The 15,206-nt window shown below is 66.6% G+C and carries 17 protein-coding genes; 5 read left to right on the forward strand and 12 right to left on the reverse strand.

Annotated features, from left to right (window positions below; translation table 11 throughout):
* Positions 1-7: 7 nt before the first annotated feature.
* The 5 genes from ACFTWF_RS38180 to ACFTWF_RS38200 are packed head-to-tail and all read right to left on the reverse strand — an operon-like array spanning position 8 to position 5,696.
* Positions 8-1,192 carry an acyl-CoA dehydrogenase family protein gene (locus ACFTWF_RS38180; RefSeq protein ID WP_378466261.1) on the reverse strand — a complete coding sequence of 395 codons (1,185 nt, stop codon included), beginning with the start codon at positions 1,190-1,192 and terminating at the stop codon, positions 8-10.
* The gene (phaZ, locus tag ACFTWF_RS38185; protein ID WP_378466262.1) at positions 1,189-2,022 is read right to left on the reverse strand and encodes a poly(3-hydroxyalkanoate) depolymerase; all 834 of its coding nucleotides are present in this window, start codon (positions 2,020-2,022) and stop codon (positions 1,189-1,191) included. Before phaZ ends, ACFTWF_RS38180 begins: the two co-directional genes overlap by 4 nt.
* Positions 2,019-2,471, reverse strand: a complete 453-nt coding sequence (locus tag ACFTWF_RS38190; protein WP_378466263.1) for a MaoC family dehydratase — start codon at positions 2,469-2,471, stop codon at positions 2,019-2,021. Before ACFTWF_RS38190 ends, phaZ begins: the two co-directional genes overlap by 4 nt.
* Positions 2,472-2,490: 19 nt before the next feature.
* A complete protein-coding gene (locus ACFTWF_RS38195) occupies positions 2,491-4,182 on the reverse strand; it encodes a PHA/PHB synthase family protein (RefSeq protein ID WP_378466264.1) in 1,692 nt (563 codons plus the stop codon).
* The gene (locus ACFTWF_RS38200) at positions 4,179-5,696 is read right to left on the reverse strand and encodes a long-chain fatty acid--CoA ligase (protein ID WP_378466265.1); all 1,518 of its coding nucleotides are present in this window, start codon (positions 5,694-5,696) and stop codon (positions 4,179-4,181) included. The genes ACFTWF_RS38195 and ACFTWF_RS38200 overlap by 4 nt, the downstream gene beginning before the upstream one ends.
* 143 nt (positions 5,697-5,839) lie before the next feature.
* Between ACFTWF_RS38200 and ACFTWF_RS38205 the strand changes: the two genes are divergently transcribed.
* The 3 genes from ACFTWF_RS38205 to ACFTWF_RS38215 all read left to right on the forward strand — a co-directional run bounded on the left by ACFTWF_RS38205 (position 5,840) and on the right by ACFTWF_RS38215 (position 8,319).
* Positions 5,840-7,021: a PucR family transcriptional regulator gene (locus ACFTWF_RS38205; protein ID WP_378466266.1), complete on the forward strand. Its 1,182-nt coding sequence runs from the start codon at positions 5,840-5,842 to the stop codon at positions 7,019-7,021.
* A 213-nt stretch (positions 7,022-7,234) separates the two neighbouring features.
* Positions 7,235-7,639: a hypothetical protein gene (locus tag ACFTWF_RS38210; RefSeq protein WP_378466267.1), complete on the forward strand. Its 405-nt coding sequence runs from the start codon at positions 7,235-7,237 to the stop codon at positions 7,637-7,639.
* Between the two features lie 149 nt (positions 7,640-7,788).
* Positions 7,789-8,319: a hypothetical protein gene (locus tag ACFTWF_RS38215; RefSeq protein ID WP_378466268.1), complete on the forward strand. Its 531-nt coding sequence runs from the start codon at positions 7,789-7,791 to the stop codon at positions 8,317-8,319.
* A 102-nt stretch (positions 8,320-8,421) separates the two neighbouring features.
* Here the strand turns inward: ACFTWF_RS38215 and ACFTWF_RS38220 are convergent, their stop codons facing one another.
* From ACFTWF_RS38220 to ACFTWF_RS38240, 5 genes are all read right to left on the reverse strand, one after another.
* Positions 8,422-8,916 carry a serine/threonine protein kinase gene (locus tag ACFTWF_RS38220; RefSeq protein WP_378466269.1) on the reverse strand — a complete coding sequence of 165 codons (495 nt, stop codon included), beginning with the start codon at positions 8,914-8,916 and terminating at the stop codon, positions 8,422-8,424.
* Between the two features lie 98 nt (positions 8,917-9,014).
* Positions 9,015-10,472, reverse strand: coding sequence for a CHAD domain-containing protein (locus tag ACFTWF_RS38225; RefSeq protein ID WP_378466283.1), 1,458 nt, complete (start codon positions 10,470-10,472; stop codon positions 9,015-9,017).
* Positions 10,473-10,624: 152 nt separating this feature from the next.
* On the reverse strand, positions 10,625-10,894 hold the full coding sequence (locus tag ACFTWF_RS38230) for a hypothetical protein (RefSeq protein WP_378466270.1): 270 nt from the start codon (positions 10,892-10,894) through the stop codon (positions 10,625-10,627).
* A 38-nt stretch (positions 10,895-10,932) separates the two neighbouring features.
* Complete coding sequence (locus ACFTWF_RS38235; RefSeq protein WP_378466271.1) at positions 10,933-11,247, reverse strand: hypothetical protein; 315 nt, start codon at positions 11,245-11,247, stop codon at positions 10,933-10,935.
* A gap of 101 nt (positions 11,248-11,348) precedes the next feature.
* The gene (locus ACFTWF_RS38240) at positions 11,349-11,813 is read right to left on the reverse strand and encodes a MarR family winged helix-turn-helix transcriptional regulator (protein WP_378466272.1); all 465 of its coding nucleotides are present in this window, start codon (positions 11,811-11,813) and stop codon (positions 11,349-11,351) included.
* A 301-nt stretch (positions 11,814-12,114) separates the two neighbouring features.
* On the opposite strand from ACFTWF_RS38240, the gene ACFTWF_RS38245 reads away from it, so the two are divergent.
* Together ACFTWF_RS38245 and ACFTWF_RS38250 are read left to right on the forward strand one after the other, a co-directional pair.
* Positions 12,115-12,816 (forward strand): MspA family porin, encoded by a 702-nt coding sequence (locus tag ACFTWF_RS38245; RefSeq protein ID WP_378466273.1) that lies wholly within the window; start codon positions 12,115-12,117, stop codon positions 12,814-12,816.
* Between the two features lie 89 nt (positions 12,817-12,905).
* Positions 12,906-13,151, forward strand: a complete 246-nt coding sequence (locus ACFTWF_RS38250) for a hypothetical protein (protein ID WP_378466274.1) — start codon at positions 12,906-12,908, stop codon at positions 13,149-13,151.
* On the opposite strand, the gene ACFTWF_RS38255 is transcribed toward ACFTWF_RS38250, so the two are convergent.
* Positions 13,148-13,981, reverse strand: a complete 834-nt coding sequence (locus ACFTWF_RS38255; RefSeq protein WP_378466275.1) for an IclR family transcriptional regulator — start codon at positions 13,979-13,981, stop codon at positions 13,148-13,150. The two genes, ACFTWF_RS38250 and ACFTWF_RS38255, sit on opposite strands and share 4 nt — an antisense overlap.
* A 157-nt stretch (positions 13,982-14,138) precedes the next feature.
* The coding region (locus tag ACFTWF_RS38260) for an aldehyde dehydrogenase family protein (protein ID WP_378466276.1) at positions 14,139-15,206 on the reverse strand (1,068 nt) is incomplete at its 5' end.

Below are 15,206 nucleotides of genomic sequence, written 5' to 3' on the forward strand. Positions count from 1 at the left end.
CCGGTCCTCACACGAAAGCGCTTCGTCCGGTCAACGACCGTCCGACGATCAGGGTGTTCATTTCCCTGGTTCCCTCGTACGAGTAGATCGCTTCCGCGTCGGCGACGAATCGGCCTACGTTGTGTTCGAGAAGTATTCCGTTGCCGCCCATCAACTCCCGCGCCCATCCTACGGTTTCGCGCATGCGGGCCGTGCAGAACGCCTTGGCGAGCGATGAGTGCCGGTCTTCGGCTTGCCCCTGATCCTGCAACTGGGCCAGTCGTGCGCACAGGGCCAGCGACGAGGTGATGTTGCCGAGCATCCGCACCAGCAGGTCCTGCACGAGCTGGAAGCCACCGATCGGCCGGCCGAACTGTTCACGGGCGCAAGCATATTTCAGCGCGTTCTCGTATGCGCCGCGCGCGCAGCCGACGACCATCCAGGCCACGCCCGCGCGTGTCACTCGCAGCACCTCGGCGGTGTCCTCGAACGTGTTCGCGCCTTGCAGGCGGCTGCACTCCGGAACCCGTACGTCGTCGAGTGTGATGAGCGCATTCTGCACGATCCGCAGGGCGATCTTGTGCTCCTGCTTGTTCGCCGTGAATCCGGGCGATGAGTTCTCGACGACAAATCCCTTTACCTGGCCGTCGGCGACATCCTTGGCCCAGATTACCGTGAGATCACCGAATGTCGCGTTGCCGATCCATTTCTTCTGCCCGTTCAGGGTCCAGGTGTCACCGTGACGTTCGGCCGTCGTGGTGAGTCCGCCGGATGCACCGGAGCCGACCTCGGGTTCGGTCAGCCCGAAGGATCCGATCTTCTCGTACGTTGCCATCGAGGGAAGGAACCGTTCGCGTTGTTCGTCCGAGCCGCACAGGTAGATCGATCCCATGGCCAGGCCGCCGTGTACGCCGTTGAACGTCGCTACCGAGGAATCCGTGCGGGCCAGCTCCATCGCAATCATCCCGTCGAGTAGGTAGCTCCCGCCGGCACATCCGAAGCCCTGGTAGGGCACACCGGCGATGCCGAGGTCGCGGAGTCCGGGCACGATCTCGAATGGGAAGGTCCCGGCATTCCAATGTGCGTTGACGATCGGGTCGACCTCGGTGGTCATGAAGTCGCGCACGGAGTGCAGCACGGCGCGGTCGGAATCGGAGAGCATCTGTTCGAATGCATAGAAATCCGAGGTGTCGGTGTTCGGGATCGGGCTCACGGGTTTACTCCTGGATCGTGAAGGAAGGTCGTGATCACCGGCGCGAGTTCGGTGGCGTTGGTGACCAGGTCGATGTGTCCGCCGGAGTGCAGATGCATGGTTGCGTGTGGCAAGAGCTGATTCATGATTCGGGCGTTGATCACGGGCACGATGGGGTCGTCGGTACCCGCGACGAGGAGGGTCTGCTGTCTGATCGCGGACAGCAAGGGCAGGCTCGTCCACACCGCTCCGGCGAGCAGTTGGTGGACGTAACCGATCTTCGATCCGGCGTGCAGCTGCTGCAGGAAGAGCCCGGCGACAGCGCCGCCCTCCCGGCGTGCGGTACCGCCGTACAGATCGCCTGCGATCGAGGCCGCATACGCCGGGTCACGGAACCTGCGCGGGGTCAGCATCTTGGCCAGCACCCGTGGCTTGCCCGGAACCATCACCGCGCCGGTCCCGGTCGCGGCCAGGACCAGCCGCCGGCACCGGCGCGGATTCTGGACGGCGAACTGCTGTGCCAGCGCCCCACCCCAGGACAACCCGAGCACGTCGACGACACCGACGCCGATTTCGGTCAGCACTCTTCCCAGCACCCACGCCAGATAGGCAAAGCCATAGGGAGCAAGAGACGCGGGAGATCCGCCGGTGCCGGGGACGTCGAATCGAATCACGGTGATCTCCGGATCGAGCTGAGCCACCAGCGGATCGAGCACCTCGTAGCTGGCCCCGATACCGTTGCACAAGACCAGTGGCACACGTCGAGCACCGGCGGATCCGGGCCGGATGCCGATCCGGATCCGCTGACCGCAGGTCGCGACGTATCTCTCGGCCTCGATGGCCGCGTTCATCGGTACAGCACAACGACATCGGCGATGCAGGCCGGGCGCTCGGTGCCGTCGACCTCGTAGGTCAGTCCGAAAACGACCTCGACGCCGGCGGGCCTGCGCTGGGCCGAGGTGACGGTCACCGTTGCCCGGAGTCTGGCACCTACCGGCACCGGCGAGGGGAACCGTACCTTGTTCAACCCGTAGTTCAGCGCGGCCTGAACGTTGTCGACGGTCAGGACATCGCCGAGCACTCGCGGGGCCAACGAGAGTGTCAGATAGCCGTGCGCGATCGTCCCCTTGAACGGTCCCCGGGCCGCTCGCTCGGGGTCGGTGTGGATCCATTGGTGGTCGCCGGTCGCGTCGGCGAACCGATCCACCTGGTCCTGGCGGACTTCGTACCACTCAGTGGTTCCGAGGGTCTGTCCGGTCAGGTCGAGCAAGTCCGCTGCATCTGCGATATGGGTGGTCATCGTCTTCTCTCGGGTGGTGTCAGTTCTGGTACACGTAAGTGCCGGGTGCCGGGGCGACGGGTGCATAGCCCGCACAGCCCAGGTTTTGGGGGGCGTCGACTTCGGGGCCACTGCGGTCGGCCAGCCATTGGATGTAGTCCGGCCACCACGAGTCGCCGGTCTGCTCCGCCGTCTGCACCCAGTCTTCGGCCGTGTCCTGATCGACTTGGCCGATCCGGAACGAGGCCCTGGGGTTGCCCGGCGGGTTGACCAGCGCCGCGATGTGGCCGCTCGACGAGAGGACGAACCGGTTGTCCTTGCTGCCGAGGAGGCGGGCACTGCGATAGCAGGCCTGCCAGGGTGAGATGTGATCGGCGACGCCGCCGATGACGTACGAGTCGGCGGTGACCTTCGACAGGTCGACCGGGGTTCCCAGCATGCTCACCGCCCCGGGGGTGGTCAGCGCGTTGCGGAGTCCCATCATCACCAGGTCTCGGTGCAGCGCGGCCGCCATCCGGGTGGTGTCGGCATTCCAGAACAGCACATCGAAGGCTGCGGGTGAGCGGCCCTGCACGTAGTTGTTCACCCAGTACCGCCACACCAGATCTGTCGGTCGCAGCCACGCGAACACCTCGGCCATTGCCCGTCCGTCGAGGTAGCCCTTGGACCTCGACGCTCGGATGGCGGCCTGCGCTGCACGCTCGCTCATCGCGGCCGAGGCGAAGCCTGCCCTGCTCTGGTCGAGCACCGTGACGGCGAGCGTGAGTCCGGCGATCCGATCGCCCTCGCCGATCGCAGCGAGGTGGGCCGCGGTCATGGCGGCGAGGATGCCGCCCGAGCACGTCGCCAGCAGGTGCGCGCTGTCGGCCCCGGCGATCTTCTGCGTCGCATCGAGTGCCTCGATGATCGCCGCGCCGTACGTGTCGACATCCCAATCACGATGCCGAGCTTGGGGATTGCGCCACGAGATCGCGAAGACCTGCTGGCCCTGCTGCAGGAAGTACTCGATCATGCTGCGCCCGGGAGCGATGTCCATGATGTAGTACTTGTTGATGACCGGCGGGATCATCAGCAGCGGGATGGAACGCACCTTCGGTGTCTGCGGCGCGTAGTGGATCAGCTCGAACGCCCGGGTCTGCAGCACCACCGCCCCCTTGGTGGTGGCGACGGTTTCGCCGACGGCGAATGCGTCGGGATCCACCATGGCCGGGATCCTGGGCTTGGACAGCATGTCGCGGGCGAAGGCTTTCAGCCCGCGCACGGCGCTCAGTCCGCCGGTGTCGATCATTGCTTTCCAGCCGACCGGGCTGAGCAGCGGGTTGTTGGTCGGCGCCAACCCCTCGACGATGTTGTCGAGGACGAACCGCATCGTCTCCGCGTCGCGCCAATCCAACTGCGCGTCGCCCAACAGCGTGTCGGCCGTCTCCGCCGTGGCCAGGTACGCCTGCATTGTTCGCTTCAGCAAGGGATTTCCCTGCCATGCCGGATCGACGAAGCGTTTGTCACCCTTCGAGGGGACACGTTCGCAGGTCCCGACGGCGATCGTGCCCAGTTCGCGGGCCAGGGTGGCGCCGCGGTGAGCGAGGGTGCGCTGCCGTTTGGTGAGATTGACCCCGAAGCGGGCCCAGGCTCCATTCGGGAGCATGCGGCCGGCGAATCCTCGGGAGGAGTTGGTCAGCAGCAGGTCCAGCGGTGCGGCGAGTTCGTCGGGGCTCGTGATCGGGTTCGTCATGACTGCGTTGCACTTTCGGTTGTCGGAACGGTCACCTCGCGGCGGAGAATCTTGCCGGTCGCTCCCTTCGGGAGACTGTCGACGATCCACACGCGGCGCGGGTATTTGTAGGCAGCGAGTCGCTGCTTGACGAATTCGCGCAGTTCGGTGGGATCGACCCGTGCGCCGTCCTGGAGGACCACCGCAGCGCCGACCTCCTCGCCGAGCGAGTCGTGCGGAAGACCGATGACCGCAGCCTCGACCACGACCGGATGCTCGTAGAGCACTTCCTCGACCTCCCGGGGGTAGACATTGAAACCACCGCGGATGATCAGGTCCTTCTTGCGGTCGACGATGTAGATGTAGTCGTCTTCGTCGACCCTGCCGACGTCACCGGTCGAGAACCAGCCATCGGCCGAGAGGAGCGCCGCCGTCGCTTCCGGCAGGTTCCAGTACCCCTTCATCACGTTGTGCCCCCGGATCTGGACCTCCCCGAGTTCGCCCTGCGGGACCTCGTGGCCCATCAGGTCGACGATCCGCATCTCGACACCCTCGACGGGGGTACCGACCGATCCGGGCTTGCATTCGCGGTGCGGGTGGTTGAAGGAAGCCACCGGAGACGTCTCGGACAGACCGTAGCCCTCGAGAATCGTGGCACCGAACATCTTCCCGAAATCGGTGAGCACCTGAACCGGCAAGGAGGCGCCGCCGGATACACAGACTCGGAGGCTCTCCGTCGCCGAAGGAGGACATCTCGTAGCCTCACCGATCAGCGCCGAGTACATCGTCGGCACGCCCGCGAACACGGTGACCGCGTCGCGTTCGATCACCTCGATGGCCTTCTGCGGGTCGAACCTGGGGAGCAGCGTGAGGGTCGCACCCGCCGATACCGAGGTGTTCAGCCCGCAGGTCAGGCCGAAGATGTGAAAGAGCGGCAGGCACCCCATCACCACGTCGGCGGGCCCCACTTCGATCAGAGTGCGCGCGGCAACTTCCTGATTGCGGTCGAGACCGCCGTGAGTGAGCTCGGCGCCCTTCGGCGTGCCGGTCGTCCCCGACGTGTGCAGAACGACGGCGGTGTCCGTGTCGGCGCGGTCGACCGGACTCGCTTGTGCGGGCAGATCCGCCGTCAGCCTCCCCAGCTCGGCATCGTCGACCAGCCAGCAATTCGCTCCTGCTCCCACGGCACCCGCGGTGGCTTCCGCAGCGAAGGCCGGTGTCGCGAACAGCGCCGTCGCACCCGTGTTGGAAAGGTAGAACTCGACCTCGCGAGACTTCAGCAACGGGTTCATGGGCACAGCGATGGCACCGCTGCGCAGGATGCCGTAGAAGGCCAGAGCGAACGCCGGCGTGTTGGTCAGCATGAGCCCGACCCGATCGCCAGGGGCGATCTCTTCGCGGTCGAGGAAGGTCGCGACTCGCGCGGCCGCCGCATCGAACTCGGCGAAGGTAAATGCCAGATCGTCGCAGCGAAGTGCCACCGAATCGGGATACTTTTGCGCTGAGGCAACAAGATTCAGACTCAGATTGGACAAGAGGACCTCCAGTCGATGTCGGCGTTTTGCCGGTGCTTCAAGGGTGACTCCCGCGCCCCCTCGAGTCGATGGCCGCGGGAACAACGTCGATGGGCCGCCGGTGTGTGCGCTCACAACCGGCGTCGTCGGCCTATCGTGTCGGTATGGAGGGACCGCCCGATCCACCCATCGTCGAACTCGCCGCAGCGATGCTGGCCCGTGCCGACCAACTGGGTCTCACGCTGGCCGCGCTCATCCGCCGTGACATCGACTACTACCGGTCCAACCCTCTGGTCAGTACCGACGAGATCCAACGCAGTTGCACCGCGAACATGATTTTCGTCTTTCGTTCGCTCATCGGAGACACCCAGATGGACGTGTCCGCAGCGGAAGCGACCGGGACAGCCCGGGCGCTGGACGGTGTCCCGCTGCCGGCGGTGATGGCGGCGTACCGGATCGGCCTCCGATTCATGTGGGAGACGACGGTCACCGAGGCGAAGACGAGCGGGGTGCCGCTCGAGACGATCCTCAGCGCCACCTCACAGATCCTCGTCGCCCAGGACATGTTCACTCAGGCGATGACCGACGCGTACCGGCACCAGCAAACGATTCAGGTCCTCAGCCGTGAGGAGGAGCGTTCGGCGCTGGTGGAAGCGTTGCTGTTCCGCCGGATCACCGATACACAGAGTCTGTGGGAGACAGCCGACATCCTGCGGTTGCCGACCACTGGTCCATATGTCGTCGTGGCAGCCCAGGTTCCCACCATCGGCAAACTCGGCCTGCCGGAAATCGCAAGCAAGCTCGACGTCCGTGACATCCGCTCGGCATGGCGACTACTACCCGACCTGCAGGTCGGCATCGTCTTCCTCCGCCGCCCCGACATCCTCCGCGAGCTGATCGATGTCCTCGATACCGTTGCCTCCTCACGCGTCGGCATCAGCCCCCAGTTCGGTGACCTCAACGAGACCAGCGAAGCACTCCGACTCGCCCGGATAGCCATCGGCGAAAGACCGTCGAGCGACTCCTTGATCACAGTCTTCGACGGGTCGGCGCTGGCGATCGCCGCCGTCAGTGCACCCGAGACCATGAAAAGGATCGGGAAGTCCGTGCTCGGACGGATCGATGACCTGCCACCCGAGGAGCGCCGCATTCTGCTGGACACCTTCGCGGCCTGGCTCGATGCCGGCGGCTCGGCAAACGAGACCGCTGCGAAGATCTACTGCCATCCGAACACCGTGCGGCATCGACTCAGACGCATCGAGGAGTGGACCGGTAGGTCGCTGTCGCGGCCGAGAGACATCGCCGAGCTCTGCCTGGCATTCGAGATCGACCGACTGCTGCCGTGAGCGGCCCATGAGAAACTTTCGCGTCCGCGATCTTGTTTCACTCGGGGAATACTGTGGCGGGCAAGAGATCAGCAACGACACGATCGACCCGAAAACCGATGCTGGGAGGACGACGGCTGGAGACGAATGCGCGCAAAGTCGGGGCGTCGCACCCGCTGGGCGGCGCACACTGAGGGTGGCGTACAGGATTCGAGTCCGGAGAGGTGAACCGTCGTGTCCGATCGATCGAGCGTCAAGCAGGAGGTGGCGGCCGGCACGTCCATCGGTGCCGCCGCGATTCTGGTCATCGTCGGCGTGCTGCAGGTCCTTCAGGGGATCGCCGCGCTCGGCAACGACGAGGTCTTCGTCGTCGGTGTCGAGTACACCTACCAGTTCGATTTGACCGTGTGGGGTTGGATCCACATCGTGCTCGGTGTGGTGGTCGCACTGGTGGGTGTGGCTCTGTTCACCGGTGGAATATGGGCGCGGACGTTGACGATCGTCATCGCGTCTTTGTCGATCGTCGTCAACTTCCTGTGGCTGCCCCATTACCCGGGGTGGGCGAGCGTGATCATCGCGCTGGACGTCGTCGTGATCTGGGCGGTATTGACGTGGATTCCGAGTTCCGGCTGGGAATAGCCACCCCGGGGACATCGATGTGACTGCCGGGGTCACCCGTTCCGGGGGATGCGGACGGCGCTGCGAATGCCGAGGATCGAAGCCGGGTGGTCGACCTCCGGGGTCGCCGTCCACCGGTTCACTGTGACCCAATCCTTTTGGAGGAAATCATGGCCCTCGATACCTTCGCCCTGCTGGCGGCGGTCTATGACTCGCAAGACGCCGCGATCGCGGACTACGACGCCGTGCACGAGCTCTATGAGCAGGCGGACCTGATCGATACCTACGACGCGGCCGTCATCACCAGAACGGAACGCGGCAAGGTCAAGATCGTCAAGAAGCATGAGCAGCCGACCCGGCAGGGAGCGTGGGGTGGGCTCGGCATCGGTTTGGTCGGAGGTGCGTTGATTGCCCTGTTCCCCGCCGTCGGGCTCGGTGCCGGGTTGCTGCTGGGCGGGGCCGGCGGTGCCGGACTCGGGGCGCTCGGTGGGCATGTCGCGGCCGGGATGAGTCGCTCCGACCTCAAGGAGGTGGGTGAGCTGCTCGACGACGGTGACAGCGGGCTGCTCGTCATCGCCGCGACGGACCTCGAAGCGCGCGTCGAAAAGGCACTCGCGCGCGCAGCCAAGGTGACCAAGAAGCCGCTCGCGGCCGACACGGAGCAAGTCGCCAAGGAGATCGACGAGGCGTCCACGTCCTGAGCGATCCACAACACCGTCGGCTCACCGACCCGCCCACCAGAGCTGGCCACCCCGGCGATCGGTCGCCGAGCGGAAACGGTAGGCCTTCGTTCGGTCGACCGATCACCCAGAAGAGGCCGGCGACCGCGTCGCCGCGCGCTCGGCGCTCGTCAATGTCAGTGTCGTGACCGCCGGCTTCAGACCGATCTGCGCCCACTCGGTGGTCAGTGCCAGCGACCGCACCGGCGCCGCGGTGTCGACCCAGTACTGCGGTGTGGTCCGGTACATCCAGTGCCCGGCCGCGCACCCCATCACATCGGGACGAGGGAAATACGGATCCGCGACCGCACACCGATCCACCCCCACCCACACGTCGAGGTAGGACCACCCCGCCGACCGGTCCGCCGGATCGGTCAACGGGCGGGTCTCGTACCGGGCCCGGTCGGCGGCGGCACCGGTCACCGTCAGAGCGAGATGCACCGCGAGCCCGCTGTCGAATGCGGCGACCCGCACCAACTCCAGCGTCAGATCAGCCTCCGCAGCGATGACGCGGCGGCCGTGCACCGAGACACCGCCGCACGGCGGCGACGGGTTCTCCGGCAGGCGTCGTCGATGCACGGCCCCGATCGTGCCCCTCCGGAGCGGTCACCACAACGCACGCAGCCTGTGAATGTCCTGAGTATCTTCGGGCGCCGGGCTCGGCGACGCGCTGCGTATCAGGTCGACAGGTGGGAGGCCCGGATGCGCGCGTTCTCCGCGGCTTGTTGTTCGAGCCCGTAGAGCAGGCCGAAGGTGAAACCGTTCTCCCCCGGCGTGATACCGGCGCGGGCACCGAGAGTGCGGAGAGTCCCCGCGGCAACGACACTGTCCTGATGCTCGCCGAGCACTTCCTGCAGTTTCTTGTACTTCTTCACTCTCTTCTTCGACTTCTTCTTCCCCAGAACAGGGGCGCCGAGTTCGGCCGCATAGCGCGCACGCTTGCAGGCCTTGCGGGCACGGTGCAGCGCCTCGTCCTCGGTATCCACGGCGGCGGCGGCCACCCGCTTGTCCGCCTTCTTTCCCGCCCGGCGCACACCTCGCTTGACGGCTTTCGGCTTCTCCGCCGCCTCCGTCATCGGCGGATCGGTCAGCCACGACGTCAGGACGGTCAGCAACGTCCGGTACCGGTCGCCGCTCAGGGCCTCCATCACCACGGCGCGATGGTGGAGTTGCTCGGACAGCAGATCGTTCTCGATCCGGGCGGCGACCGGTCCCAGCACCAACTCCGTCGGAAGGTCGGCGACCGCGGTCGCGAACCTTTCGCGTTGCACCTGCCGATCCCGCACCTCACCGAGAAGTCCTGCATACCAGGACAATTCGGCGTCCATCCAGTCCTGTGACGTGGGATCGAACAACGGTCCGTAGACACGCAGGGTACTGCGCAGCCGCCGGATACCGACACGGGTGGGATGGACCGGATCGTGTCCACGCCGTAGCGCCACGTCGCCGGCGACGATCGCCTGGATCTGCGCATCGACATACGCGAGAACCACCGCCCGTGCGGTCCCGTCCTCGCCCGCGGTGAGCACCTGGCCGGAGTCTGCCGACAGCGCCCGCTCGAGTTTCGACGCCCGCCCCGAGGGGTGCGCGTCGCCACGGGTGAGGCGTTTACCGATCCGCTTCAGCAGTTTCTCGTCGCCGCCCTCACCGAGTTCGACCTCGACCTCACGCCACTCGCTGGCCCGGGCGCTCTCCCCGACCGCCGTAGCCTGAACCCGGTCGTCGGCAACCTCGGCGAGCAGGTTGTTCTGCTTGTCGTATAGGCGATGCGCGCTCCGCACGGTCGAGATCATCGCCACCGGGCGCAGAGGCTTGCCGAGGGACACCCCCGCCACCAGATCCGCCAATTCCGGCGGGACGCTGTCCCCGTCACCGAGGGGAAGCCTGATCTCGGTGCGAGCCTTGTCTGCGGGCACCTTCAGATGCCAACCCGCGTCGGCACCGCCCGTCCGTCGGCGCAGCGTCACGTGGTGGCGGAACAGATCGTTGTCGGCGGTGTCGTAGTAGACGCTGTCCAGGTCGACCGTGGCCTGCTCGATGCGGCCGTCGGCGGGCAGCGCTTTCGCGAGATCCGGAACGGCGAAGTCGGGATCGACCTCGTACTTGTCTTCCCTCTCACGCTGCGCTTCGAGCATTGTTGCCATGACACCTCACCACATTCCGACGTTCCACGTCGACGGCCGAATCTATCCGGACACAGGCCGGGTACCCCTCCCCGGCCGAATCGAACAATTCGGACACAGCGGCCGACGGGGCCACGGAGGGCCGGAACGTCAGAGCGGTGCCGTCACCACTCGTCGTCGAGGTCTTCGCTGTCGCGGAAGATCAGGTTGCCGTCGTCGAGGGCGATCGCCCACCGCCGCGTCAGCGCCCAATCGCGTCCGAAGGACTCCGGGCTGAGGCCGCCCGATTCGGCGAAGTCCTCGATGATCACACCGGATGCGAGGGGCCAGCGGTCGGCCGGGAGTTCCGCGTCGAGGGAGTGCGGGGTTCTCACCCGTGTTCCGACCGCAAACCGCCGTCGTCGCCCGCCCTTCGGGTCAGGGTTCATCGACATGGTCTCCCCGTTCCGCTCAGTGATGTCGCGAAGGGTCATCACTTTCCGGTTTCGCAGCCTCCGACGGGGCAGAGCATACGGGCTGATCCGTGCTGACGCTCGAGTAAGGAATGCGGCGCGGGGCCCCGGATCCCGACCCGATCGCCCGGCCCGACACCACGGGCGGCCTGCTCCCGGGCATCGGCGGCGATCCGGTCGACCAGTTCGGCGTAGCTCAGGGCAACTTCTCCGCCGTCGATCGCGGGAGCATCGGGGTGACGCGCGGCGGTGTCGGTGAGGATGTCGATGAGGGTCCGTGGGGCGGGCGCGAGGTCACCGGCGGTGAACGGGTCGACACGCGTGGGGGCAGTCAATGTGCAATTTCATTGTGGCACAGCACAGCCCGCGCGGGTGAAATCCGCGAGCGGGTGGAACAGCGGCGCAATGGACACCCTGCGAACCGGGGCCGTCCCGGCTACGTGGGTGGGTCGGCGTACTTCTTGGGTAGGCCCAGCGCCTTCAGAACGAGGCGCTGCAAGCTCCGACGGTCCTTCACCGAGAGGTTGCCGTAGAGCTGATCGGATGCCTTGTCCACCAACTCGTCGCTACGCTCTCGGACCTGCCGGCCTGCCGGCGTCAACGACAGCACGTGTTTGCGCCTGTCCTTGGCATTCTTGGTGCGGGCCACGAACCCGCGTTCCTCGAGGTCGTCGAGCAGTCGGACCATGTCGCTGCGATCGAGGCCCAGAACATCGGCGAGCTGCTTCTGGGACAGCTCACCCGGCTCCTCGAGACAGCTGAGGATCCAGTGCGTCCGAAGATTCAGGCCCTCGGCCGCCAGCACGGCCTCGAGGTCCTCTCGTCCCACCCGATACAGCTGCGCGACCACGAAGGTGGGGCTTCGCAGCAAACGCTCCGGAGGTGTCGTGGATGCGGGCATGACCCCCACGATATCAGTAGTGGGTATTTGAGATGATGGAGATTCCCCACTAAGTTCACGTTCGCCGTGCAGGTCAGATCGCTGAGAGGTGTCGAAATATGATTCCGGACACGGGGTCGGAGCGCGAAGGCACGATCCGGAACACGCCCGCCGGTTCGCCGCGACTTACCAGGTCAGCGGCGGTGGACCACAAGAAACGCCCGTGAACTTCGGAATAACACCGGGACGCCGTTATGCCCGAATAGTTACGCTTTGCGTGCTTTTTCGTATCGGTTGCAGAACGTACTGAATGGGGATCGGCATGACGAACATCAGCACAGCTCGACCCAGACACAAACCCCTCACCCGCATCGCGGCGATTGCAGGTATCGCCGCGCTCGCCATGGTCATGGGTAACGGCACCGCCTCGGCCGGTGTCGACAACTCCAGTTCCGTCATCGACGCGGGCGGCAACCGCATCGAGGTCCTGCAGGGCGACACGCAGTACCAGGTCGTTCCGCCGCTCGACGGCGTGCCGACCAGCGTCGAGTTCTTCCACAACGGCTACGCCGCGGTGAACATCTCCGGCCCCGACGCGGCGGAGTTCGAGGGCACCCAGCTCACCGTCGGCTACCAGATCGGCTACCCGGTCGCACTGGCCGGCGCGACCATCGTCCTCAATACGCCCGGTCTGGGGTTTGCGATCGGGTCGGACAACGGAATCGACCTGGGGCTCGTTCCCGACTTCACGCTCGACCTGAACGCGGGCACCAGCGCGGAACTGGCCGGTGACATCATCCCGTCGCAGGAGCTGGACATCGACCTGGAGCCGGGCGGTATCACCACGGTCCCGCTGCTCGAGGGACAGGAGTTCGACGGACCCGAGGCACTGGTTCGCATGCAGGGCGTGCACGGGTCCATCTCCGGAGCGATCGGACCGGTCACCATCCGGCCGTACGCGATGGCCGTGACGGAAAACGGTGACACCGTCATGACCTACGGTGTGCCGCAGAAGCTCAACTGATCGAGAACCCGGGTGAAGCACCGCCGGATCGCCATCTCGATCACGGATGGCGATCCGGCACTGGGTTGTCGCGGCAGAGGAACAGGCTGGTGAGGGTGGCGCTCGGCCGCGCCCTGTACGCGCCGGTCCCCGACAACCGCGCCCTGGCCGGCAACATCGCCCGGTTCCACTTCCTCGACCCGCGGTCCGAAGAATTCTTCCCCGACGCGATGCAGGTGTCGGGACCGGGCCAAGCGGCTCTGACACTCACCGCGTACACCGCCGAACCCGGCCCACCCTCCGCCGACGCTCTCGCAATGCTCGCCAGCTGGGCAGCAACACACGCTGCCGTCTAGTCGCCGACCGAGTCCTGCCAGAGCTCGTCGACGAGGCGATCGATGGTCAGTTGCATCTGGTGGAGGCCTTCCGGGATCCGGTCGCGGCCGAACCGGTACCGCGGACCGTTGAGGCTCAGGACTCCCACCATGTTCCCGGACGGGTCCCGCACGGGGCGGGAGAGGGAGAGCAGCTCTTCCTCGAGTTCGTTGTCGATGACGCCGTACCCCTGCTCGCGGACCTGGTCGAGTTCCCTCAGCAGCACTGCGCGGTCGGTGATGGTGTGCGAGGTGTACGCCTCGAGCTTCTCGGGCAACTGGGCGACGACCTTCTCGATCGGCCAGTCCGCCAACAGGACCTTGCCGCTGGAGCTGGCGTGGAACGGATACTGCTCCCCGATCATGCGCCCGGACATCCGGGACGTGATGCCCACGACGTGGGACCCGGAGGCCTCCGCGATGAGGTCGAGCCCGTCCCGGAGATTCGGCACCGACAGGGTGACCGTCTCGTTGAATTTGTCGGCCAGCTCCTGCAGCAGCGGCTGGGCCCGCACGGCCAGACCGGCGTACGGATCGGCGCGGCGGCCCAGCCGTGCCATCTCCCAGCCGAGGATGTAGTTGTTGTCGACCCGGTCCACGAGACCGGTCCGCTCGAGGCTGTAGAGCAAGCGAAATGCGGTGGGACGCGAAATTCCGACCGCCTTGGCCAGGGTCGTGACCGTGGCACCCGTCTTGGGCTGAGCGGCGATTTCGCGCAGCAGACGGACAGCCTTGGTCACCGACTTGTTGGCGATCTCCGCCGGCTCGGCGGTCTCCACCTCGGCCAGCTCATCGGCATTACGCTCGCTCACGGCACCCCCTGGGTCACTGGGCGTCCGACCTCGACGGGACGCTCTTCGCGTCCACCCTACCCTCTACATGTTCAAGATGTGAACACATCGGGGTAGGGGGACGGCGAGTCGAGGCGAGCTCGGGCGCCGAGTGACGAGGCGGCCGTGGAGGTGCGCGTTACGACTCCACACCCCAGGTGGCGGATTCGCCGGCGTCGTTGATGGTGCGGGGGATGTGGAGGGGGTTGGTGTCCTGGATGGGGGTGGGGAGCAGGGTGTGGGGGGCGTCTTGGTAGGTGACCGGGCGGAGGAACCGGCGGATGGCGGTGGTGCCGACGGAGGTGTGGGCGACGGCGGTGGTGGCCGGGTAGGGGCCGCCGTGGTGTTGGGCGGGGGTGACGGCGACGCCGGTGGGCCAGCCGTTGAACACCAGCCGGCCGGCGCGGGTGGCGGCGATCCGGGTGAGGGTGCGGAGTTGGTGCTGTTCGTCGGGGGTGGGTGTGGTGCGGGTGTGGACGGTGACGGTGAGGGTGCCGTCGACGCCGGTGAGGACCTGGTGGATTTCCTCGTCGGAGCCGTATTCGGCGATGATCGCGGCCGGTCCGAAGCTTTCCTCGAGCAGGGTGTCCTTGTGGGCGGTCAGCTGCCGGGCGGTGGTGCGGAGCAGGGTCGGGGACACCGCGGGCACCTCACCGTCGCCCTGGGTCTCGATGCCCTTGACCAGGACCTCGACACCGTCGACGGCGGCGGTCTGCTCGATGCGGGTGCGGTAACCCTCGGCGATCCGGGCGGTCAGCATCCGCGCCGCCGGGACCTGCTGCGCCAGGGCGGTGATCCGCTCGACGACCGGGGAGCCGGCGGGCACCAGCAGGATGCCGGGCTTGGTGCAGAACTGACCGGCACCGAGGGTGAACGAGCCGACGAAGCCGGCGGCGATGGCCTCGGCGCGTTCGTCGAGGGCGCCGGCGGTGACGACGGCCGGGTTGACGCTGCCCAGTTCGCCGAAGAACGGGATGGGGGTGGGGCGGGCGGCGGCGAGGTCGAACAGGGCGCGTCCGCCGGCGACGGATCGGGTGAACGCGGCGGCGGTGATCCGCGGGTCCTGCAGGGCGCGGGCGCCGGCGTCCTGTCCGGTGATCAGGGCGAACACCCCGTCGGGGGCGCCGGCGGTGGTGAGGGCGGTGGTGACGACGTCGGCGGTGGCGGCGGAGGTGCGGGGGTGGCCGGGGTGCGCCTTGAGCAGGAC

The organism is Rhodococcus sp. NPDC056960 (assembly GCF_042674125.1).
GTDB lineage: Bacteria > Actinomycetota > Actinomycetes > Mycobacteriales > Mycobacteriaceae > Rhodococcus_F.

Bases quoted from the DNA above. Each gene is read 5' to 3' on its own strand.
- phaZ (WP_378466262.1), bottom strand. From the start codon at position 2,022: ATGAACGCGGCCATCGAGGCCGAGAGATACGTCGCGACCTGCGGTCAG.
- ACFTWF_RS38190 (WP_378466263.1), bottom strand. From the start codon at position 2,471: ATGACCACCCATATCGCAGATGCAGCGGACTTGCTCGACCTGACCGGA.
- ACFTWF_RS38195 (WP_378466264.1), bottom strand. From the start codon at position 4,182: ATGACGAACCCGATCACGAGCCCCGACGAACTCGCCGCACCGCTGGAC.
- ACFTWF_RS38205 (WP_378466266.1), top strand. From the start codon at position 5,840: ATGGAGGGACCGCCCGATCCACCCATCGTCGAACTCGCCGCAGCGATG.
- ACFTWF_RS38215 (WP_378466268.1), top strand. From the start codon at position 7,789: ATGGCCCTCGATACCTTCGCCCTGCTGGCGGCGGTCTATGACTCGCAA.
- ACFTWF_RS38225 (WP_378466283.1), bottom strand. From the start codon at position 10,472: ATGCTCGAAGCGCAGCGTGAGAGGGAAGACAAGTACGAGGTCGATCCC.
- ACFTWF_RS38230 (WP_378466270.1), bottom strand. From the start codon at position 10,894: ATGTCGATGAACCCTGACCCGAAGGGCGGGCGACGACGGCGGTTTGCG.
- ACFTWF_RS38240 (WP_378466272.1), bottom strand. From the start codon at position 11,813: ATGCCCGCATCCACGACACCTCCGGAGCGTTTGCTGCGAAGCCCCACC.
- ACFTWF_RS38245 (WP_378466273.1), top strand. From the start codon at position 12,115: ATGACGAACATCAGCACAGCTCGACCCAGACACAAACCCCTCACCCGC.